General features: G+C 65.6%; 24 protein-coding genes. 14 read left to right on the top strand and 10 right to left on the bottom strand.

Features of this window, described 5'->3' with window-relative positions; translation table 11 throughout:
* Nucleotides 1-71: 71 nt before the first annotated feature.
* Both rsgA and aroA read right to left on the bottom strand, forming a co-directional pair.
* On the bottom strand, nucleotides 72-1,091 hold the full coding sequence (gene rsgA / locus ACSYG9_RS00320) for a ribosome small subunit-dependent GTPase A (RefSeq protein WP_440125327.1): 1,020 nt from the start codon (nucleotides 1,089-1,091) through the stop codon (nucleotides 72-74).
* Nucleotides 1,058-2,344, bottom strand: a complete 1,287-nt coding sequence (gene aroA, locus ACSYG9_RS00315; RefSeq protein WP_454840685.1) for a 3-phosphoshikimate 1-carboxyvinyltransferase — start codon at nucleotides 2,342-2,344, stop codon at nucleotides 1,058-1,060. The genes rsgA and aroA overlap by 34 nt, the downstream gene beginning before the upstream one ends.
* Nucleotides 2,345-2,423: 79 nt before the next feature.
* On the opposite strand from aroA, the gene ACSYG9_RS00310 reads away from it, so the two are divergent.
* Nucleotides 2,424-3,170, top strand: a complete 747-nt coding sequence (locus ACSYG9_RS00310; protein ID WP_454840683.1) for an SOS response-associated peptidase — start codon at nucleotides 2,424-2,426, stop codon at nucleotides 3,168-3,170.
* 23 nt (nucleotides 3,171-3,193) lie between these two features.
* Here the strand turns inward: ACSYG9_RS00310 and ybaK are convergent, their stop codons facing one another.
* Complete coding sequence (gene ybaK, locus ACSYG9_RS00305) at nucleotides 3,194-3,691, bottom strand: Cys-tRNA(Pro) deacylase (RefSeq protein ID WP_440125324.1); 498 nt, start codon at nucleotides 3,689-3,691, stop codon at nucleotides 3,194-3,196.
* Between the two features lie 236 nt (nucleotides 3,692-3,927).
* Between ybaK and ACSYG9_RS00300 the strand changes: the two genes are divergently transcribed.
* Together ACSYG9_RS00300 and rsrA are read left to right on the top strand one after the other, a co-directional pair.
* Nucleotides 3,928-4,578, top strand: coding sequence for a sigma-70 family RNA polymerase sigma factor (locus ACSYG9_RS00300; RefSeq protein ID WP_440125323.1), 651 nt, complete (start codon nucleotides 3,928-3,930; stop codon nucleotides 4,576-4,578).
* Nucleotides 4,575-4,853 carry a mycothiol system anti-sigma-R factor gene (rsrA, locus tag ACSYG9_RS00295; RefSeq protein WP_440125322.1) on the top strand — a complete coding sequence of 93 codons (279 nt, stop codon included), beginning with the start codon at nucleotides 4,575-4,577 and terminating at the stop codon, nucleotides 4,851-4,853. Before ACSYG9_RS00300 ends, rsrA begins: the two co-directional genes overlap by 4 nt.
* Nucleotides 4,854-4,965: 112 nt before the next feature.
* Here rsrA and ACSYG9_RS00290 read toward each other — a convergent pair whose 3' ends face one another.
* Nucleotides 4,966-5,040, bottom strand: coding sequence for a 50S ribosomal protein bL37 (locus ACSYG9_RS00290; RefSeq protein WP_022597109.1), 75 nt, complete (start codon nucleotides 5,038-5,040; stop codon nucleotides 4,966-4,968).
* A gap of 104 nt (nucleotides 5,041-5,144) precedes the next feature.
* Between ACSYG9_RS00290 and ACSYG9_RS00285 the strand changes: the two genes are divergently transcribed.
* Together ACSYG9_RS00285 and ACSYG9_RS00280 are read left to right on the top strand one after the other, a co-directional pair.
* On the top strand, nucleotides 5,145-5,360 hold the full coding sequence (locus ACSYG9_RS00285) for a biotin/lipoyl-binding carrier protein (protein WP_169685882.1): 216 nt from the start codon (nucleotides 5,145-5,147) through the stop codon (nucleotides 5,358-5,360).
* 17 nt (nucleotides 5,361-5,377) lie between these two features.
* Nucleotides 5,378-6,850 carry a histidine kinase N-terminal domain-containing protein gene (locus ACSYG9_RS00280; RefSeq protein ID WP_440125321.1) on the top strand — a complete coding sequence of 491 codons (1,473 nt, stop codon included), beginning with the start codon at nucleotides 5,378-5,380 and terminating at the stop codon, nucleotides 6,848-6,850.
* 112 nt (nucleotides 6,851-6,962) lie between these two features.
* Here the strand turns inward: ACSYG9_RS00280 and ACSYG9_RS00275 are convergent, their stop codons facing one another.
* Nucleotides 6,963-7,217: a WhiB family transcriptional regulator gene (locus tag ACSYG9_RS00275; protein WP_132470936.1), complete on the bottom strand. Its 255-nt coding sequence runs from the start codon at nucleotides 7,215-7,217 to the stop codon at nucleotides 6,963-6,965.
* A 17-nt stretch (nucleotides 7,218-7,234) separates the two neighbouring features.
* Between ACSYG9_RS00275 and ACSYG9_RS00270 the strand changes: the two genes are divergently transcribed.
* Nucleotides 7,235-7,435 (top strand): hypothetical protein, encoded by a 201-nt coding sequence (locus ACSYG9_RS00270; protein ID WP_454840682.1) that lies wholly within the window; start codon nucleotides 7,235-7,237, stop codon nucleotides 7,433-7,435.
* A 6-nt stretch (nucleotides 7,436-7,441) separates the two neighbouring features.
* Here the strand turns inward: ACSYG9_RS00270 and ACSYG9_RS00265 are convergent, their stop codons facing one another.
* Nucleotides 7,442-8,404 (bottom strand): diacylglycerol kinase family protein, encoded by a 963-nt coding sequence (locus ACSYG9_RS00265; RefSeq protein ID WP_440125319.1) that lies wholly within the window; start codon nucleotides 8,402-8,404, stop codon nucleotides 7,442-7,444.
* Between the two features lie 47 nt (nucleotides 8,405-8,451).
* On the opposite strand from ACSYG9_RS00265, the gene ACSYG9_RS00260 reads away from it, so the two are divergent.
* A complete protein-coding gene (locus tag ACSYG9_RS00260; protein WP_440125318.1) occupies nucleotides 8,452-8,925 on the top strand; it encodes a hypothetical protein in 474 nt (157 codons plus the stop codon).
* On the opposite strand, the gene ACSYG9_RS00255 is transcribed toward ACSYG9_RS00260, so the two are convergent.
* On the bottom strand, nucleotides 8,905-9,375 hold the full coding sequence (locus tag ACSYG9_RS00255) for a GNAT family N-acetyltransferase (protein WP_440125317.1): 471 nt from the start codon (nucleotides 9,373-9,375) through the stop codon (nucleotides 8,905-8,907). The two genes, ACSYG9_RS00260 and ACSYG9_RS00255, sit on opposite strands and share 21 nt — an antisense overlap.
* A gap of 110 nt (nucleotides 9,376-9,485) precedes the next feature.
* Here ACSYG9_RS00255 and ACSYG9_RS00250 point away from each other — a divergent pair, with 110 nt between their 5' ends.
* Nucleotides 9,486-10,286, top strand: coding sequence for a ParA family protein (locus ACSYG9_RS00250; RefSeq protein ID WP_454840680.1), 801 nt, complete (start codon nucleotides 9,486-9,488; stop codon nucleotides 10,284-10,286).
* Nucleotides 10,287-10,321: 35 nt separating this feature from the next.
* On the opposite strand, the gene ACSYG9_RS00245 is transcribed toward ACSYG9_RS00250, so the two are convergent.
* Complete coding sequence (locus ACSYG9_RS00245; protein ID WP_454840679.1) at nucleotides 10,322-11,554, bottom strand: Rv3212 family protein; 1,233 nt, start codon at nucleotides 11,552-11,554, stop codon at nucleotides 10,322-10,324.
* A gap of 4 nt (nucleotides 11,555-11,558) precedes the next feature.
* Nucleotides 11,559-13,235, bottom strand: coding sequence for a DEAD/DEAH box helicase (locus ACSYG9_RS00240; protein ID WP_440125314.1), 1,677 nt, complete (start codon nucleotides 13,233-13,235; stop codon nucleotides 11,559-11,561).
* A 202-nt stretch (nucleotides 13,236-13,437) separates the two neighbouring features.
* Between ACSYG9_RS00240 and ACSYG9_RS00235 the strand changes: the two genes are divergently transcribed.
* Complete coding sequence (locus ACSYG9_RS00235) at nucleotides 13,438-14,142, top strand: ferritin-like fold-containing protein (protein ID WP_440125313.1); 705 nt, start codon at nucleotides 13,438-13,440, stop codon at nucleotides 14,140-14,142.
* A gap of 46 nt (nucleotides 14,143-14,188) precedes the next feature.
* On the top strand, nucleotides 14,189-14,419 hold the full coding sequence (locus tag ACSYG9_RS00230) for a DUF3107 domain-containing protein (protein ID WP_132470929.1): 231 nt from the start codon (nucleotides 14,189-14,191) through the stop codon (nucleotides 14,417-14,419).
* Nucleotides 14,420-14,507: 88 nt separating this feature from the next.
* On the opposite strand, the gene ACSYG9_RS00225 is transcribed toward ACSYG9_RS00230, so the two are convergent.
* On the bottom strand, nucleotides 14,508-15,170 hold the full coding sequence (locus ACSYG9_RS00225; protein WP_440125312.1) for a TetR family transcriptional regulator: 663 nt from the start codon (nucleotides 15,168-15,170) through the stop codon (nucleotides 14,508-14,510).
* A gap of 307 nt (nucleotides 15,171-15,477) precedes the next feature.
* Here ACSYG9_RS00225 and ACSYG9_RS00220 point away from each other — a divergent pair, with 307 nt between their 5' ends.
* The 4 genes from ACSYG9_RS00220 (at nucleotide 15,478) to ACSYG9_RS00205 (ending at nucleotide 20,283) form a co-directional block, all read left to right on the top strand.
* Nucleotides 15,478-16,458 carry a DUF3152 domain-containing protein gene (locus ACSYG9_RS00220; RefSeq protein ID WP_440127483.1) on the top strand — a complete coding sequence of 327 codons (981 nt, stop codon included), beginning with the start codon at nucleotides 15,478-15,480 and terminating at the stop codon, nucleotides 16,456-16,458.
* Between the two features lie 63 nt (nucleotides 16,459-16,521).
* Complete coding sequence (gene moeZ / locus ACSYG9_RS00215; RefSeq protein ID WP_440125311.1) at nucleotides 16,522-17,724, top strand: adenylyltransferase/sulfurtransferase MoeZ; 1,203 nt, start codon at nucleotides 16,522-16,524, stop codon at nucleotides 17,722-17,724.
* A 141-nt stretch (nucleotides 17,725-17,865) separates the two neighbouring features.
* Nucleotides 17,866-18,720 carry a TIGR02569 family protein gene (locus ACSYG9_RS00210; protein ID WP_169685901.1) on the top strand — a complete coding sequence of 285 codons (855 nt, stop codon included), beginning with the start codon at nucleotides 17,866-17,868 and terminating at the stop codon, nucleotides 18,718-18,720.
* Between the two features lie 132 nt (nucleotides 18,721-18,852).
* Nucleotides 18,853-20,283 (top strand): MFS transporter, encoded by a 1,431-nt coding sequence (locus tag ACSYG9_RS00205; RefSeq protein WP_440125310.1) that lies wholly within the window; start codon nucleotides 18,853-18,855, stop codon nucleotides 20,281-20,283.
* Nucleotides 20,284-20,304 lie beyond the last annotated feature (21 nt).

The following is a 20,304-nucleotide window of genomic DNA, read 5'->3' as shown; positions in this document are numbered from 1 at the left end:
CGTCACGTCACACAGAAACACCAGAGCCCGGCTTCGTTTCGACGAAGCCGGGCTCTGGTGCGTAGTACAGATCACCAGGAGTCGTTGGTGGCGAGCGCGGCGAGCAGCTCCCGTACCGCCATCGCGCGGCGGAACGACTGACCTTCGAGTTTGTCGAGTGCACATTCGGGATCTGCCGGCGGTCCGAGATGGGTGCACCCGCGGGGGCACTGCTCGACGGCAACCGCAAGATCGGAGAATGCGCCTACGACGTCGTCGGATTCGATGTGCGCGAGTCCGAACGACCGGATACCCGGTGTGTCGACGACCCACCCGCCGCCGGGGAGCGGCAGAGCAACGGACTGCGTGGATGTGTGACGCCCCTTGCCGACTCCGGAGACGACACCGGTGGCGCGTGCGGCGTCGGGGACCAGCCGATTCACCAGAGTCGACTTACCCACGCCGGAATGGCCGATCAGCGCCGTCACGCGGCCGTGCAGCAGTGCGGTCAGCTCGGTGAGGTCGTTGTCCTGCCCGACGAGCATCACCGGAACGGCGAGGTCTGCGAAGTGTGCGGCGAACTCGTCGGGATCGGCCAGGTCGCTCTTCGTCAGGCACAGCACCGGCGTCAACCCACCAGTGAACGCGGCCACCAGTGCGCGCTCCACGAGACCGGTGCGCGGGGGAGGATCGGCAAGCGCGACGACGATCAGCAGATGCGAGGCGTTGGCAACCACTACCCGTTCGTACGGGTCGGTGTCGTCCGCGGTGCGACGCAGCACCGTGGTGCGGTCGTCCACGCGCACGATCCGGGCCAGCGTATCGGGACGGCCCGACAGATCACCGACCACGCCCACTTGGTCGCCGACAACGATCGGAGTCCGGCCCAGTTCGCGGGCGCGCATCGTGGTGACGGTGCGTTCCGGGTCGCCGCCGAGGACCACACCCCACCGACCGCGGTCGACGGAGACGACCATTCCGTCCATCGCATCGCGGTGGGCCGGTCGATCCTTGGTACGCGGTCGCGAACCCCTGCCCGGGCGGACCCGGACATCGGACTCGTCGTACTGCCGCCGTTTCAGGAGCGCACTCCCGTCAACATCGATCCCCACAGCGCCTCGAAGCCCGGCAGTGTCTTCGCCGTCGTGCCGATGTCCTCGACGTCGACTCCGTCGATCACGAGACCTATGATCGCGCCGGCAGTGGCCATCCGGTGATCCGCGTACGACCGCCACACACCGCCGCGTAGCGGCGTCGGCTCGATTCGCAGGCCGTCGTCGGTCTCGCTGACAGATCCGCCGAGACCGTTGATCTCGGCGGTGAGAGCAGCGAGCCGGTCGGTTTCGTGGCCCCGCAGGTGAGCGATTCCGCGCAGGTGCGACGGGGTCGTCGCGAACGCGGCGAGCGCAGCGACGGTGGGAGTCAACTCTCCGACGTCGTGCAGGTCGACGTCGATGCCGACGAGTCGCTGCGGTCCGCGCACGGTGAGGACACCGTCGGCCAATGACACGTCGGCGCCCATGTGCTCGAGAATGCCGCGGATCGCATCCCCGGCCTGGGTGGTGCTCGTAGGCCACAGCGGCACCGAGACGGTGCCGCCGGTGACCGCTGCGGCGGCGAGGAACGGTGTGGCGTTCGACAGATCGGGTTCGACCTTCACGTCGTGGGCCTTGATCGTGCCCGGCGCGACGCGCCACGTATTCGCCTCGGATGTGTCGACGGAAACCCCTGCCGCCCGAAGCATTTCGACGGTCATCTCGATATGCGGCATCGACGGCACCGGCTTGCCGTCGTGATGCACGACGACACCGGTGTCGAAGGAAGCGGCCGACAGCAGCAGACCCGAGACGAACTGTGAGGACCTGGACGCATCGATGGTGACGCTGCCGCCGCGTACTCTGCCCTCGCCTCGTACGGTGAACGGAAGCCCGTCGCCGTCGATGTCGGCGCCGAGGCCGCGTAGCGCGTCGAGGACGGTGCCCATCGGGCGGACCCGTGCCTGCTCGTCCCCGTCGAAATGCACGTCGCCGTCGGCCAGCGCAGCCAGCGGCGGTACGAACCGCATGACCGTGCCTGCCAGGCCGCACTCGACCGACCCGCCGTGCAACGTGCCGGGTGTGATCTCGAGTGTCGTGCCGCCGTCGCGCTCGGCGATGGTGGCACCGACTGCGCGCACGGCCTCGATCATCAGGTCGGTGTCGCGGCTGCGCAATGCCCCGGTGATCGTCGACGGCCCGTCGGCCAGCGCGGCCAGGATCAGGGCGCGGTTCGTGATCGACTTCGATCCGGGCAGGGCAACGGACGCGTCGATCGAGTTCACGGCTCGAGGTGCTCTCCACAGGCTCACCCGACCATCTTCGCCCATCGACCGGTCGGTCCTCGACTGCGGATGGTTCGGCGCGGTGAAATGGCGAGGTGCAGGGTCCGGCTGACACACTCGTGGCATGTGCGGCAGGTATGCGATCACGGCGGATCCGACGATGTTGGCAACCGAGCTCGACGCGATCGCCGAGACGGGCGACGCCGAGATCGTGCCCGAGTACAACGTGGCGCCCACGACCGGTGTGCTCACCGTGGTGGCACGACACGATCGTGACGATCCGGAAAGCCCCGCTCGACGCAGAATCCGCCGCATGCGCTGGGGTCTGGTGCCGTCCTTCGCGAAGGAGGTCGGCACGAGTGCGCCGTTGATCAACGCCCGTTCCGAGTCTGTCGCGACCAAACCGTCCTTCTCACAGTCGCTCCGCTACAAGCGCTGCCTGGTACCGATGGACGGCTGGTACGAATGGCAGCTCGAACCGGCGTCCGGCGGCAAGACCCGCAAGATTCCGTATTTCATGTCGCAAGGGGACGGTTCACGCCTCTACATGGCAGGCGTGTGGGCGGTGTGGCGCGATCCGCGCACCCCCGACGCACCACCACTGCTCAGTACCGCGATTCTCACCGCGGATTCGATTGAACAGCTGAGCAATGTGCACCACCGGATGCCTCTGATCATGCCTTCCGAACGATGGGATGCGTGGCTCGACCCCGACAGCCTCGGGCATCCTGATCTGATCGTGCCCAGCACAGAGGTGGTCGCAGGCATCGAGTTTCGGCGCGTATCCGACAAGGTGAACCGTGTTCGGAACAAAGGGCCGGAACTGGTGGAACCGTACGACGGCAGCGGTGACCAGCTGGCCTTGCTCTAGAGAGCCCGGGTATCGACCGGTCGTCAGCGCCCCGAAGTGACGGGTGCCACCACAGCGTCGGTGAGACGGATCAATTCGGCGGGCGCGAGTTCGATCTCGAGGCCCCGCCTGCCTGCGCTGCACAGCACGCGTTCCCACTGCGCCGCGGAGGCATCGACAACGGTGCGCAAACGCTTGCGTTGGCCGAGCGGTGAGATTCCACCCAGTACGTACCCGGTGGCGCGTTCGGCCGCCGTGCGTTCAGCCAGGACGGCCTTGCCGCCGCCCAGTGCCCCCGCCGCGGCCTTGAGCGACAACATGTCGGGGACGGGGATGACCGCGACCGCGAGCGACGAGTCGGACAGCGAGATCACCAGTGTCTTGAAGATCTGCGCGGGAACGACCCCCAGTCGCTCACCGAGGACGTCCACCGCTTCCGCGCCGTACGAGCCGGACTTCGGGTCGTGCGAATATTCGTGGACCAGATGCTCGACCTTCTCCCGCTTCAGCAGAGTGGTCGCAGGTGTCGACGTCGAGGCCATGAGTATCAGCCTAGGAGCGGATGTCGAGAGGACTTCGGGAGGCCCGCGAATCCGGGGGTTCGGGAACAACTCGCACCGGAGGGTTGTTGATCCCCGTGGGCCGCAGATCGATGAGTTCGGTCCGGCCGAGCGAACCATATCGAAGCAAATAGATCGGAGCACCGGTGCCAGTACTGAGTCCTCCCCGCCGTCCCCCCGGCCCGGATCCCGACTGCCCGGTAGCCTTCACCGAGGGGATGAGTGAAGGGATCGGTGTGGTCGAGGAGTCTGCAGAACAACTGGCCGAGCGGTTCGAGCGGGATGCGATGCCCTTGCTCGACCAGCTTTACGGCGCCGCATTGCGGATGACCCGCAATCCTGCCGACGCCGAAGACCTGGTGCAGGAGACCTACATCAAGGCCTTCTCGGCGTTCAGATCGTTCCGGGAAGGCACCAATCTCAAAGCCTGGATGTACCGGATCCTGACGAACACGTACATCAACACGTACCGGAAGCGGCAGCGCCAGCCGGCCCAGTACCCGACGGACGAGATCACCGACTGGCAGCTCGCGGCCACCGCCGAGCACTCGTCGACCGGTCTGCGGTCCGCAGAGGTCGAAGCGCTCGATGCACTGCCCGACGACGACATCAAGGCGGCACTGCAGGAGCTTCCGGAAGACTTCCGGATGGCTGTGTACTACGCAGATGTCGAGGGCTTCCCTTACAAGGAGATCGCCGAGATCATGGGTACGCCGATCGGCACCGTGATGTCCAGGCTGCACCGGGGTCGCAAGCAACTGCGGGGGCTCCTCGCCGATGTCGCGCGTGAACGCGGGTTCGACCGCGGGCGCGGCTCCGACGAGGTGACCACCATCGGTACCGAGGGTCAGAAGGGAGTCTCGCAGTGAGCGAGCAGGCAGATTTCGAGCAACTCGACTGCTCAGCGGTCATCGCAGACGTGTACCTGCTCCTCGATTCGGAGTGCGACGAAGCGTCGAGAACGCGACTGCAACGACACCTCGACGACTGTGGTTCGTGCCTGGAGACGTACGGCATCGAGGAGAAGGTCAAGGCCCTGCTCAGCCGCAAGTGCGGGGGTGAACACGCGCCGGAGGGGCTGCGGGAGCGCCTGATGATCGAGATCCGGAGAACCGTCGTGGTGAACGTCAGAGAAACCGACTAGGCCGGGCGACACCTGCGAGGCGTCTACTGCTGCAGTACGACTCCTGGCACAATTCGACGTCGAGGGGGCCGGAAAGCACTGCTTTCCGGCCCCCTCGACGTCTGTCTACGTGTCAGGCGTTGGGACGCTTGCCGTGGTTTGCGGCGTTACCCTTACGGCTGCGCTTCTTGCGACCTCGCTTACCCATGGTGGGATCTCCTTTCTGGTTGATTACAGTGTTCCACGTGCGGTCGAGTGGCCCTGTCAGCAGGTCCGCCGTCCGGGCTCCGGAGCAGCGAATCGAGGTTTTCGATGGCAGAGGATGTGCGCGCCGAAATGGTCTCCACCGTCTTCGAGGTGGTTGTCAGTGAAGGCGATGTGGTGGCGGAGGGAGATACCTTGGTCATCCTGGAGTCGATGAAGATGGAGATTCCGGTGATCGCTGAGAACGCGGGCACCGTGACCTCGGTCGACGTCTCGGTCGGCGACGTCATCCAACAGGGTGACCTCATCGCGGTCATCTCCTGAGCACGGAAATTCGGACGGTGTCGACCCTCAGCGCGCTGCTCGCAACCCATACCGACCTGCCGGGCGCCGCTGTTGACCACCTCCAGCGGGTGGTGGGGGAATGGCAGTTGCTCGCCGACCTGTCGTTCGCCGATGTGCTGTTGTGGGTGAGTGCGGAGCCAGGAGGCATCGTGTGCGTCGCCCAGTGCCGCCCGACCACGACCTCGACGGTGCTGCCGGAGGACGCCGTGGGAATCATCGTCTCGGACGACGAGCACCCGTACGTTCGTGAAGCGTTCGAAACGGGACGGATCGTCACTGCGCAGCCCGGTTCCGGCGATGCGATCAACATGAGGCAGGCCGTTCCGGTGCGATGGGGCGACGACATAGTTGCAGTCCTCAGCCGGGACGCCGCACGCGTGTCGAGACGGTCGGCAAGCGCACTGGAGACCGCCTATCTGGAATGCGCCGATGCGCTCTACCGGATGATCAGCGAAGGTAGTTTCCCGACCGCCGAGGCACGTTCCGACACGAAGTCGAGTCCCCGCGCCGGTGACGGCTTCATCAGGCTCGATCGGGAAGGACGTGTGGTCTACGCGAGTCCGAACGCCCTGTCGGCGTATCACCGCATGGGCTTCAACGCGGATCTACGCGGGCAGGATCTGATCGAGACGACTCGGGCACTGGTCAGCGACCCCTTCGAGAGCCGTGATGTCTCCGACTATCTGAGGAGTGCGGTGGAGGGCCGCAACGGGCAGCGCATGGAGGTCGAGGCCCGCGGCGCAACGGTCCTGATCCGTGCCCTCGTTCTGACTCCTGGGGGCCGGATCGAGGGCGCGGCGGTCGTCATCCGCGACGTCACCGAGGTCAAGCGGCGCGACCGTGCGTTGATGAGCAAGGACGCGACGATCCGTGAAATCCACCACCGGGTCAAGAACAATTTGCAGACCGTCGCGGCGCTTCTGCGATTGCAGGCGCGCCGCACGAGCAACGGGGAAGCACAGCAGGCACTCGGCGAGGCGGTCCGCCGTGTGACGTCGATTGCGTTGGTGCACGAAGCACTGTCGATGTCGGTCGACGAGGAAGTCGATCTCGACGACGTCTTCGATCGGTTGATTCCGATCGTCGTCGATGTGTCGGCAGTCGGCAGCCAGGTACGAGTGCATCGGGAGGGGGATCTGGGCGTGTTTCCCGCAGACCGGGCGACCCCGCTCGTGATGGTCCTCACCGAACTCGTGCAGAACGCCGTCGAGCACGCGTTCGATCCGGGTACACACGGCACGGTGACCGTGAAGGCACACCGTTCTGCTCGTGTGCTCGATGTGGTGGTGCACGACGAGGGCAAAGGGCTGCCCGACGGTTTCCGCCTCGAGGATTCCGATCGTCTCGGCCTGCAGATCGTCCGGACTCTCGTCGCAGCCGAGCTGGGAGGGTCGATCGAATTGGAGACGAGCAGTTCAGGAGGAACGGAAGCCCGGCTGAGCCTGCCGCTGGGGAAGCGGCCGACGTGACGACCACTTGTGGAAGCCGACGATAGAACGTGGCTCAGAGCGCACGAAGGCCCGGCACCCGAAGTGGTGCCGGGCCGTGCGTCGGACTTCGATGCCTCACGCAGGAGTTACATCAGACAGCGGTGCGTGCCCGGGTCCGGGCGTTGCGACGCTTGAGCGCGCGGCGCTCGTCCTCGCTCATGCCGCCCCACACGCCAGCGTCCTGGCCGGACTCGAGTGCCCACGAGAGACACTCGGTGGTGACCGGGCAGCGGTTGCACACGAGCTTGGCATCAGCGATCTGCGCGAGCGCCGGGCCGCTGTTTCCCACTGGGAAGAACAGTTCCGGATCCTCGTCGCGGCAGATGGCCTTGTGGCGCCAGTCCATGCTTCTACTCTCCTTCGATGGTGCTGCGCGCACCGGATGATGGTCTTGTCGAGTTCATGCTGGAGTCGCGAAGTATTTCCGCGGAGTTACTTGTGAATGCTTTCACGAACGAGCGTGAAGTCAATAGAATCGACCACGACCGTGGGGAAGCTCACGCCGCCATTGATGCCGCGTTGTTCTCGAAGTACATTTTTACACCCTGGCCAGCGGCGATGTAAGACGAATCACAGAATAACCGGCTTGGTTTCGGACGCGGGAGCCACTACGTCCAGTAAGTCCGGAACCGAAACGAATTCGACGTCAGTTCGCATTCCCAAGTAATCGCCGTCGACCTGAAGTCCGATCGGGCGCGTGGATACTGCCCGTACCCGCGGAGTGTCGTCGACACGAATCAGATGTGGGGATTCCGGTTCGCCGTGTGGGGCCAGCAATTGACGCACCACTCTCAGGCTCGCGGCCACCCGTGTGGTGGTCATAGCGAATACACCCAGTCCGGTATCGAAAGACGTGCCGGGATTGGTGTGCACCGGTCGCTTGTCGAGGAAGGTCCACGGACTCGAGTTCGACACGAAGACGTAGTACACGCAGTCGACGCGATCACGGCCGGGAATCTCGAGGGCCAGCGCGGGCGCCACCTTCTTCGATTCGAAGAACTGTTTGACGGAGTGCCTCACGTACCGCGCGGAGGTGACCTTCTTTCCGGAGGCCCGCGACAGGTCGATGGCCTCACACACCTGAGCGTCGAGTCCCAGGCCCGCGTTGAAGACGAACCAGCGGTCCTCACAGAATCCGAGCCCGATCCGGCGGCGGGACCGCTCGGCGAGCAGCGTCAGCAGTTGCTCGGTGGCCTCCATCGGATCGGCGGCGATCCCCAACGAGCGCGCGAACACATTCGCCGAACCGCCGGGAACCACAGCGAGCAGAGGCATCGACGGATCTGCGGCCCGAGGGGACGGGTCGCCGAGCATTCCGTTGACGATCTCGTTGACCGTGCCGTCGCCCCCGTGAGCGATGACCACGTCCATACCGTCGGCGTGCGCCGATCGGGCAAGCTCCGCAGCATGTCCGCGGTGTGTCGTATGTGCCACGGTCAGCGCGACCCGGCTTGACAGAGCGTGAGCGAGTCGGTCGCGACCGGCCGGTGTGGTCGTCGTCGCGTTGGGGTTCACGATCAGCAGTGCACGCACGGAAGATCAGCCTAAGTGGTCCTGGTCGGGTCCACTACGCTGGCCGGGTGACCACCGAATCTTCCCGCAGCGCCATTCCGTCGACGGTCCGTATCGCCGGCATACTCGTCGTTCTCGAGGGTGCCGTGGCGATGGGGTTCGCGGTGTACTCGATCTTTCGCGCCGCATCGGGTGAACACGACCAGTCGGTGACGAACGGCTACGGGTTCGCGATGTGGCTGGGTCTGTTGTTCGGTGGTGTCCTGGCCGCGGGCATCGCATTGTTGCGGGGTGCGCGGTGGGGTCGTGCTGTAGCGGTGGTTGCGCAGATCCTTCTGTTGCCCGTGGTGTGGTCGCTGCTCACCGACTCGCATCAGCCCCTGCTCGGAACGTTGATGGCAGTGATCGTGATTCCGGCCTTGGTGTTGCTGTTCGCACCGGCGACGACGGGGTGGCTCGCGCAGGACTATGCACCGGACGCACCGCCGGAATCGGACACCGAGACAGGTACCGGAAGCGGTTCAGGTTCCGAGCGCACGTAATGCTTCTCCGCTGAGCCGGAAGGTCGTCCACTCGTCCTGAGACTCCGCGCCCAGAGACCGGTAGAAACCGATGGACGGCTCGTTCCAGTCCAGCACAGACCAACTCAGACGTGTGTACTCGCGTTCGACGCACTCGCGGGCGAGGGCCGCGAGCAGGCCGCGCCCGTATCCCGCGCCTCGGTGCTCCGGGAGGACGAACAAGTCCTCGAGGTAGATGCCGTGTACGCCGTCCCACGTCGAGAAGTTCCGGAACCACAGCGCGACGCCCACCACCGAGCCGCCTGGTTCTTCCGCGACGTGAGCGAACACCGAGGGGTCAGGCCCGAACAGAGCGGTGTGGACCTGCTCCGGAACCACCGTGCACAGTTCCCGCGCATGTTCGTACTCGGCGAGGGCGTAGATCAGGTCGGTGACGGCGGTGATGTCATCGGGACGGGCTCGGCGGATCACAGGCGAGGTGCCTCCTGGTGTCGTGGCGAACGGTGCACCGGTGATTCGCCCGGGCAACTGTGGAAACGTCAAGTCTCGCGCGCGGTGCCGCAATGAGCGAGGATCGACGCGTGGCAACAGTACTTGCGGTGGCAAATCAGAAGGGTGGCGTCGCCAAGACGACCACTGTCGCGTCACTGGGCGCTGCCCTGGTGGATCTCGGGCAGCGCGTCCTCGTGGTGGATCTCGACCCGCAGGGATGTCTGACATTTTCCCTGGGACACAACCCGGATCGGCTCGAGCGATCTGTGCACGACGTGCTCATGGGCGACGCCGAGATGGGGGAAGTGCTCCTGGAGACGGGGGAGGGGCTGACGCTGCTGCCCGCGACGATCGACCTCGCGGGGGCGGAAGCGCTGCTGTTGATGCGTCCCGGACGTGAGTACGTCCTCAGGCGCGCTCTCGCCGCGACCGAGGACGATTACGACGTCATCATCGTCGATTGCCCGCCGTCCCTCGGCGTCCTCACCCTCAACGGCCTGACCGCCGCCCGCTCGGTCCTGGTACCGCTGCAGTGCGAGACCCTTGCGCACCGGGGTGTCGGGCAGTTACTGCGCACGGTCGATGAGGTGAAGCAGATCACAAACCCGGATCTGGAGATGCTCGGAGCCCTACCGACCTTGTACGACGCGCGGACCACGCACAGTCGTGACGTGCTCGCCGACGTGTCCGATCGGTACGGCCTGCCCGTCCTCGCACCCCCGATTCCGCGGACAGTGCGGTTCGCCGAAGCGTCGGCGTCGGGCGCGACAGTGCTGTCCGGGCGCAAGAACAAGGGCGCGCAGGCATACCGGGAACTCGCGGAGAACCTGCTGGAGTGCTGGGCGAGCGGTGCGAAGCCGGCCACGCTCGCCGTCCAAGCCGAGGCGTAGGCCGGGAACCGATCAGCAACGGCTGATCGGCTACTTCAACGTCGACCGCTTTCTGTCAGCGCGACCACGTCGTCTCCCCGTTGTTCGAGAACCGTCTCGCCCGCGACGGACAACGAGACTGTGGCGTCCGCGTCGCGGTCGACCTCGATGGTCCGGGCGATCTCGCCGCTGACCGGATCGACCACCGCAATCGCGTCGTCGACCGGCAGCAGCACCGATCCGGCCATCTCGGAGCCGTGCCCGAGGGTGCCCTGGACGGTCCAGAGGGGCGTGAAATCCTCGGTGTCGAGCGCGATCGTGTCGGTACCCGTCCACCACAGGAGCAGATCGTCGAACTTCTCCGCCGGACCGGTGTCCACTCCGGATTTCGTCACCTGCGGCAACTCGTATCGGTCGACCGCCGAACCTGAGCCGTCGAACACTTCGAGACGTGCACCGCCATCGGGGCCGGCAGGAAGATAGACCGCGGTGTGGTCGTCGACCACGGCGACTATCTGCGCATCGCCGTCCGGCGCCGCGGCAGGCAGGATCGAGGATGCGAACTCCTCGGGCTTCTGGCTGTCCTTTGGTGTGGTGTCGAGCAGCGTCAGCCGCGCGGCCGGTTCCTTGGAACACTGCTCGAGAACGGCGAGGTGACCGCTGTCGGCGTCCGCAGAAAGGAGCGCGCAGCCGCTGCGGGGCTGTGCGCCTGGGTTCACCGGAGCATCGACCCGGCCGTACTCGACCGTGCGCACGAGATCCGACCGCCACATTTCCAGGCGGGTGTCGCCGAGTGCGATCAAGTGTGTCCCGGTGTCGACGAGACGCACCTCGTTATCGGTATCACTCGAACGTTGTGCGCCACGGGCACCGGTGTCTGCGTCGAGCGCTGTCACTTGGCCGCATCCACGTGGATCGTTGTAGACCGACACGATGTGACCCCAGGCTCCGATCGCGGCACACAGGGGGCGGTCGCGTCGGTAGCTCCATCGTTCGTCGCCCGTCTGCAGGTCACGTCCGACAACGGTGTCGCCGTCGGCCGTGGCAGCGGTATCGGCGATCACGACGGCATGTGCCGTCGCAGCACTTCGAGCGCGCCACGACTCCGCGAGGGTGTCGGGCACGGACTTCGCGACAGGAGGGGCGCTGGTCGCCCCCTCCCAGGTGATCGACGTGGTGCCGCGTGCGTCCGACCGCAGCCACACGACACTCACCGCCGCCAGGACGGCGGCAACGAGTATCGCTGCAATGATCAGGTCGGCCCGTGTGCGACGTTCGGGCGCGAGCACGTGGCTAGCGGGCCGAGTTGCTCGACACTGCGTTCTTCACGTCGTCGGCGTTCGACGGCGTGTTCGAGGAGGCTTCGCCGTCGGCCGGCTTGCGGCGGCGCCTGCGGCGTCTGCGGCCGGCCGATGCGGAGCCATCCGTAGTGGTCTCACCTGTGCTGGGTTCGACACCGGCAGGAATCGCCGCCGGAGCCTCGGCTGCAGCGGTATCCGCCTGCTCGGTGCTCGCGGTGGTGGCAACCTTGCCGCGCACCGTGCGACGACGGGTCCGCGTGCGCTTGGGCCGCGTCGGGCCCTCGCTACGAGCAGGACGGTCGCCCGAGCCGCCCTCGGGCTCGGTGCGGATGGTCGCGGGCTTACGAATCCGGCCCGTCGATCCCTCGGGGATACCCAGCTCCTCGAACAGGTGCGGAGAGCTCGAGTACGTCTCGACGGGCTCCGGTATACCGAGGCCGAGAGCCTTGTCGATGAGCTGCCAGCGCGGGACATCGTCCCAGTCGACCAGTGTGACGGCGATGCCCGTACGACCTGCACGACCCGTGCGGCCGATCCGGTGTACGTACGTCTTCTCGTCTTCGGGGCACTGGTAGTTGATGACGTGGGTCACGTCGTCGATATCGATGCCACGTGCGGCGACGTCGGTGGCGACGAGAACGTCGATCTTGCCGTCCCGGAACCGTCCGAGTGATTTCTCGCGGGCGATCTGACCCAGGTCGCCGTGGACCGCGCCCACCGCGAAACCGCGTTCGGCGAGGTCGTCTGCGACCTTCTGCGCTGTCCGTTTGGTGCGGGTGAAGATCATCGTCGCGCCGCGGCCCTCGGCCTGGAGGACGCGAGCGACGAGCTCGGCCTTGTCGAGAGCGTGGGCCCGGTAGATGAGCTGGCTTGTGCGCTCGTGCACCGCAGAGGACTGGGGTTCCTCGGCACGGATGTGCGTCGGCCGGGTGAGAAAGGTGCGGGCGAGAGTGATGATCGGCCCGGGCATCGTTGCCGAGAACAACATCGTCTGCCGCTTGTCGGGAACCATCCCGAGGATCCGTTCGATGTCGGGGAGGAACCCGAGGTCGAGCATCTCGTCGGCCTCGTCCATCACGAGCACACCGATCTTGCCGAGAATCAGGTGTGACTGGTTGGCGAGGTCGAGTAGGCGACCAGGGGTGCCCACGATGACGTCGACACCCTTCTTCAACTGGTCGATCTGCTGCTCGTAGGGGCGGCCACCGTAGATGGCGAGGACCTCTAGGCCCTTCTTGCCGCTGCCGGGCAGGTACTTCGATGCATTCTCGAGATCTTGTGTGACCTGAATGCACAACTCGCGGGTCGGGACGATGACCAGCGCGCGCGGCGTGCCGTCGAGCGGAGCGGTACCGGAGGCGGTGGTGGTGACGCGATGCAGCAGGGGCACGCCGAATCCGAACGTCTTGCCCATACCGGTGCGGGCCTGGCCGATGAGGTCGTCGCCGGCGAGTGCGAGCGGCAGTGTCAGTTCCTGGATGGCGAAGGTACGTTCGATGCCCGTCTCGGACAGCGCACGGACGATTTCGTCGCGAACGCCGAGTTCGGCGAATGTGGGGGCAATGTGAGTGTCGTCGAGTTGTGCGGAGACGGTGTTCTCGCTTGCGTCGTCTTCGTGGTCGATGGTGATCTTGCTCAGGGGTCTGGCCTTCCTGGTCTCGGCACGCACGCACGAGGTGGACAAGGCGACCGGCCTGCGAATTCACGCGGGCTTGTAGACGGGCCCGCGAGCGCGGCAGCGATCCTCAAACGGGTGCGCGCACATTATCGTCGAAGACCGCGGGTCACGGTGAGCGACTCGAAGCGCGGTCTTCTGAACTCATTGTACCGCGAGGGGCGCGTTCGCCGAGGTAGTACTACCCTTTGTCGTCATGGGAGCCGAAACATCGCCGTCCGCAGCAGAACCCCGCCTGTCTCCGCCTGCGACTCCTCTACCGGCAGATCATCCGGGTGTCTCGGAACTGTTCTCGGTGCTCGCAGCCGGTGAGATCGCAGCGTTCTACCGGCTCGCCGACGAAGCGGCATTTGCGCCGTCGCTCCAGGGGAAGGTCGCATTCGCGCAGATGGCGACCTCGGAGATGGGCCATTTCGAGATCTTGCGCACAGCGCTCGAGGAGCGAGGTGTGGACATCTACGAGGCGATGAAGCCCTACCACCAAGTACTCGACGCCTATCACGAGTCGACAACACCCTCGACGTGGCTCGAGTCGTTGGTCAAGGCGTATGTCGGCGACAGGATCGCGGCCGACTTCTATTGTGAGATCGCCGACATGCTCGATCCGCAGGTGGCCACCGTGGTGCGCGGAGCGCTCGCCGAGACGGGACACTCGGAGTTCGTAGTGCAGGAGGTCAGGTCGGTCGTCGAACGCAGCAGCACGCAGAAGGACCGGCTCATGTTGTGGGGCAGGCGTCTGCTGGGTGAGGCGATCACGCAGGCTCAATACGTGCTCGCGCAGCGCGAAGAACTGGCCGAACTCGTCATTCTCGCGTCGGGAGACCTATCCAACATCGCGGCACTCATCGATCGTATGCAGGTCGAGCACGCCAAGCGGATGGCAGTACTGGGATTGCATTAGCCTGGCGAGGACAAGCAGTTCAGCCTGAGAATCTCGGAGGTCTTTCGTGGAGGTCAAGATCGGTGTCGCGGACAGCCCGCGCGAAATCGTCATCGTCAGCGAACAGACACCCGATGAGGTGGAAGCGCTCGTGACCGATGCTCTGAACGGCGGAAACAAGGGCGTACTCGCGCTGGTCGACGAGAAGGGCCGCAAGGTCCTCGTGCAGGCTACGAAGGTCACGTACGTCGACATCGGTCCCGGTACCGCCGGCAAGGTCGGCTTCGCCGCGAACTGACGTCGATCGCGCCGAAGGGGCCGGAACGCACTCGGGTGCGTCCCGGCCCCTTCCGCGTATCCAGGTGTGGTAGCCCTAGGTGCGGGAGTCAGCGCTTCTGCAGCTCGGGCTGCAAGGGGACGTGCTTGAGGCCGCCCCAGGCGAGTGCGACGGTGGTGTCGACTGCGTCGTCCTTGGAAATGGGCCGTGCTGCATCGAGCCAGTAACGTGCCGTGAACTGGCTCGTACCGACGAGGCCCACCGCGAGGATGCGTGCACGATACGGATCGAGACCCGAATCGTGAGCGACGAGATCGAACACGGCGTCGACGCATGCCTCGGTGGCCTGCTCCACGCGGTGCGCCACCTGGGGCTCACCCATCAGATCGGACTCGAAAACCAACCGGAAACCTTGACTGTCGTTGTCGACGAAATCGAAGAACGCCTGTACCGCGGCACGGACGCGCTGTTTGTTGTCGGTGGTCGAACGCAGGGCCTGTCGGACCCCGTTGATCAGGATGTCGACGTAATTCTGGAGAACAGCACAGTACAGCTCCAGTTTGCCGGGGAAATGCTGGTACAGGACCGGCTTGCTGACCCCGGCGCAGTCGGCGATCTCGTCCATGCCCGCGGCGTGGTAACCCCGCGTGACGAACACTTCGCTGGCCGCGTCGAGCAACTGAGCGCGTCGCTCGTCCCTCGGCATGCGAGAGCCCCGTTTCGTGCCGTTGGTGTTGCCTCGTCCCGAGGCTCGTGCGGCGACTTCGGTCATGCTTGCTCCCAATCTGCACAAGCGACGATCGTGAGCATTGCCACGTCGACGCGAATCATCTCTGCAGGTTACAGGTCGGTGTCGATGCAGGCGGACGGCCCTACCGTCGAGTATCCGCCTTTTCGAATCGTGCTGTAGGTCGTTGCGTGAGAAGTCAGGACCCGTCACGGACAGCCCGTCCGATCGACCGCGGTGTGACATTCTGGCAACCGTGATCGACCGAGGAGGAGCACGTACGACCCGCACACCGCACGGCTCGGCCCTGCCACAGCAGGACTCGCAGCAATCACAGGACTCCCGCCCTCACCTGCGCCGGTCACCCGCCGGGTCAGGTCCGCATTCAGGATCCAGGCAACCACTCCGGGCTCAGTGGGATCCGGTCGAAGGCGACCGTCGTCCGCCGCGCAGGCCTCGACCGACGCGAGATGTGCGCAAGCAGAGCCGGCTCGGGCGCTTCGTGGCGCGCTACGGGTGGCGCGCCTACGCAGTGCCGGTGCTCACTGCGGTGACCGTGTTCGTGGTGTGGGATGCCGTGCAGGGCGGCGCAATGGGTGCGGGCGCGGAAGGCGAGGACAGTACAGGGGTCGTGGCCGACGCCACCGTCGCCGAGTCGCCCATCGCCGACGGAAGCTTCCCGGCCGGCCTGGAATCCGGCGCGCTGCCCGAAGGAGGCGCCTTCACCGAGCGCGGTGCGGGCACCTGGCGGATGGTTCCTGGAGACACCGAGCAGGCCGGATTCGGCGAGCGGCAGGTTTTCACCTACACGGTCGAGATCGAGGACGGTATCGATACCACGGCGTACGGCGGAGACGCTGCGTTCGCCAAGATGGTCGACGAGACGCTTGCCGATCCGAGGAGCTGGACCGCCGACCGCGCGTTCGCATTCAGGCGGGTCGACAGCGAGACGCCGGATTTCCGGATCTCGCTCACCTCTCAGATCACCACCCGGCAGTTCTGCGGATTCGACATCGAACTCGAAGGCTCGTGCTTCAATCCCGGTGCCGAACGCGTTTTCGTCAACGAGCCACGCTGGATTCGTGGAGCAGTGGCGTTCGACGGCGACATCGGTTCCTACCGCCAGTACCTGATCAACCATGAGGTGGGACACGCGGTGGGTTACGCCGCACACGAAGGGTGCACCACTGACGGTGGGCTCGCGCCGATCATGATGCAGCAGACGTACGGCACCGCGAACGACGATATCTCCCGACTGGACCCCGAAGGGATCGTTCCCGCCGATGCGAAAGTCTGCCGATTCAACCCGTGGCCGTTTCCCCGCGGAGCATGACCACTTCGGAGCGAGGTCGTCGACGGTGGGACAATCGGCGGCGTACCCGCAGAGGAGGAGATCGTGACCACACTGCCGTCGGTGGAACCGAACCTTGCCCTACCGCCGTTGGTGGAACCCGCAGGTGAGCTGACCCGTGAGGAGATCGCGAGATACAGCAGGCACCTGATCATTCCCGATGTCGGAGTCGCGGGACAGAAACGGCTCAAGAACGCCGAGGTGCTGTTCATCGGTGCCGGAGGTCTCGGTTCGCCCGCGCTGCTCTACCTCGCGGCAGCCGGTGTCGGCACCATCGGCATCGTCGAGGACGACCACGTCGAGACTTCGAACCTGCAGCGGCAGATCATCCACGGGCAGGCGGACGTTGCGCGTTCCAAGGGTGAGAGCGCGCGCGACAGCATCCGTGCCATCAACGACAACATCACGGTGCGCTTGCATCCGGAGAGGCTCGATTCGACCAACGCCGTGGCGCTGTTCGAGCAGTACGACCTGATCCTGGACGGCACCGACAACTTCGCGACCCGCTACCTCGTCAACGACGCCGCGATCATCGCCGGGAAGCCGTATGTGTGGGGGTCGATCTTCCGGTTCGAAGGGCAGATCTCGGTGTTCTGGGAGGATGCTCCCGGTGGACGCGGGCTGAACTACCGGGATCTCTACCCCGAGGCTCCACCTCCGGGCATGGTGCCGTCGTGCGCAGAAGGTGGTGTGCTCGGTGTCCTTCCTGGGACCGTCGGCACGATCATGGCCACCGAGGCGCTCAAGCTGATCACGGGCATCGGCGACCCCCTGCTGGGCCGTTTGATGATCTACGACGCCCTCGCCATGAACTTCCGAACCGTCACGCTACGACGTGACCCGGGGCGGGCACCGGTGACCGAACTCGTCGACTACGAGGAGTTCTGCGGGCTCGTGCCGGAGCCCACGGTCACGGCGGGGGTGGATGCGACGATCACCGCGACCGAGTTGCGGATGATGATGGATTCGGGGCGAGACGTCGCGCTGATCGACGTCCGCGAACCCGTCGAGTGGGACATCGTGCGCATCGAGGGGGCGCGACTCGTTCCGAAGGACCGGATCCTGTCCGGCGACGCGCTCGCCGAGCTACCTCAGAACACACCGCTCGTCCTGTACTGCAAAACAGGCATCCGCTCGGCGGAGGCGCTCGCCGTGCTCAAACGGGCCGGATTCGCCGACGCAAGTCACTTGCGGGGCGGTGTCGTGGCCTGGGCCCAGCAGGTGGACACGTCCCTTCCGCTGTACTGATGCCGGTGGGCGCCGATTCGTAACCGGCTCCCGGCTCTTGCGCGCAGGCGCAAGATCGCACGGCGGATCGGTGTCAACTTGTGACCTCAGTGCCGGGGCGCCTTCCCTGTGGTGCCGCATGCCGACGGTACGGTTGGCCACGTGAGTTCGCTCGAACCCCCGCAACACGTGTGCTCCACGTTCGGTCTCCGCGACGTCCAGCCGGTCCCGCTCGGGGCCGACTGGGACGGAGGATACCGGTGTGGAGATGTGGTCCTGTCCAGGGTCGCCGACCATGCACGTGCAGCGTGGTCGGCGAAAGTCCGGGAAACCCTCACCGTGGACGGAGTGCGGCTGGCCCGTCCGGTCCGCGCGACCGACGGACGCTACGTGGTTTCCGGCTGGCGTGCCGACACTTACATCGTCGGCACGTCCGAACCTCGACACGACGAAGTGGTGTCACTGTCTCTACGGCTGCACGCAGCCACGTCCCAGCTCGAGCGTCCTCGATTCCTGATGCAACCCCCGGTCGCACCGTGGGCGGACGTCGACGTCTTCGTCGCGGCGGACCGCGCCGCGTGGGAGACGGTGCCGCTGCGTTCGGCACGTGCCGCCGGTGCGCCGGAAACGGTCACTCCTGACGGACGTAAGAGTCTTGACCTGATCGCCCAGCTCGCCACGTTTCGCAAGCCCGTCCATCTTCCGGATCAGCTCGTCCACGGCGACCTGTTCGGCACGGTGTTGTTCGCGGGACGGGCTGCTCCAGGGCTGACCGATATCACTCCCTACTGGCGGCCGGCGTCGTGGGCCGCAGCGGTGGCCGTCGTCGACGCATTGTCGTGGGGCGGGGCCGACGACGCATTGATCGGCCGGTGGGAGGATTTGCCGGAATGGCCGCAGATGCTCCTGCGCGCGGCGATGTTCCGTCTTGCGGTACACGCTTTGCACCCGCGGTCCACCGAGGAAGCGTTCCCCGGTCTCGCACACACCACCGACCTCGTGCGCCTGCTCCTCTGACGCCGCGACGCCCTCACAGCGGGTGTCGGCGCCCGGTGAGGAACTCTTGACTTTCCAGTCACCGCGGGCAGCACCGCGGCAACACCTGCTCCATACCTTGGGTTCATCAGAAACCTGAGAGGGGTCGCCGGCGTGATCGTTGCACTCGAAAAAGAGCCGTTGCGAAGCAAATTCGCGCGCAAACACTACATCGACAAGTGGGACGCCGAGGACGTCGACGCATGGGAGGCCGGCGGCAAGGACATCGCCAAGCGCAACCTGATCTGGTCGGTGATCGCCGAACACGTCGGTTTCTCGGTGTGGTCGATCTGGTCGGTGATGGTGCTGTTCATGCCCACCGAGATCTACGGCATCGATGCCGCAGGCAAATTCTTCCTTGTCGCAGTGCCCACCCTCGTCGGATCTGTCCTGCGCATTCCGTACACGGTGGCCACCGCCAAGTTCGGAGGACGCAACTGGACGATCTTCAGTGCACTGGTGTTGCTCGTCCCGACCGTGGCCACGCTGTATCTGATGTTGAACCCCGGCCACTCCTACACCACGTTCATGCTGGTTGCGGCGTTGGCGGGCGTCGGCGGCGGAAACTTCGCGTCGTCGATGACGAACATCAACGCGTTCTATCCGCAGCGGCTCAAAGGATGGGCACTGGGTCTGAACGCCGGCGGCGGCAATATCGGCGTCCCCGTGATCCAGCTGATCGGCCTGCTGGTCATTGCGACAGTCGGAAATACCGCACCGTGGATCGTCTGCGCGATCTACCTCGTTCTCTGCTCGGGTGCAGCGCTCGGCGCAGCGTTGTTCATGGACAATCTCGGCGACCAGCACGCAGATCTCCGTGCGATGGGCGAGTGCTTGAAATTCAGTGACTCGTGGGTCATCGCCTTCCTCTACATCGGCACATTCGGCTCGTTCATCGGATTCAGCTTCGCGTTCGGGCAGGTACTGCAGATCAACTTCCTCGCCGGTGGCGACACCCCGGCACAGGCAGCACTTCACGCCGCTCAGATCGCCTTCATCGGCCCGCTCCTCGGCTCGGTGGCTCGCCCGCTCGGCGGCAAACTCGCAGATCGGATCGGTGGGGGACGCATCACAGTCTGGACGTTCGTTGCCATGGCACTTGCCGCAGGCGTTCTCATCGTCGCGGGCACTCTCGACGACGCCACCGACGGCGCCGCATCCGGCGGGATCATGGTCGCATTCGTCCTCGGCTTCGTTGCACTGTTTCTCCTGTCCGGACTCGGCAACGGCTCGGTCTACAAGATGATCCCGTCGATCTTCGAGGCGAAGGCGCAGGGGCTCGAGCACCTGGATCGGGCCGGCAAAGCGGCGTGGTCGCGCAGCATGGCGGGTGCGCTCATCGGATTCGCCGGTGCCATCGGTGGTCTCGGCGGAGTCGGCATCAACCTGGTCCTTCGTGCCTCGTATTCGGGTGATGCCCAGTCCGCGACCATGGCTTTCTGGGTGTTCGGAGCCTTCTATCTTCTCTGCATCGTCGTGACCTGGAGCGTCTTTCTGCGCGTGCCGCGGCAGGGCGCAGCGCGCGAGCCGGCCGCGACCCCCTGACCGGCACCACCAGTACCAGCA

The organism is Rhodococcus sp. SJ-2, assembly GCF_053750035.1.
This window is presented reverse-complemented; position numbering and strand designations above follow the sequence as displayed.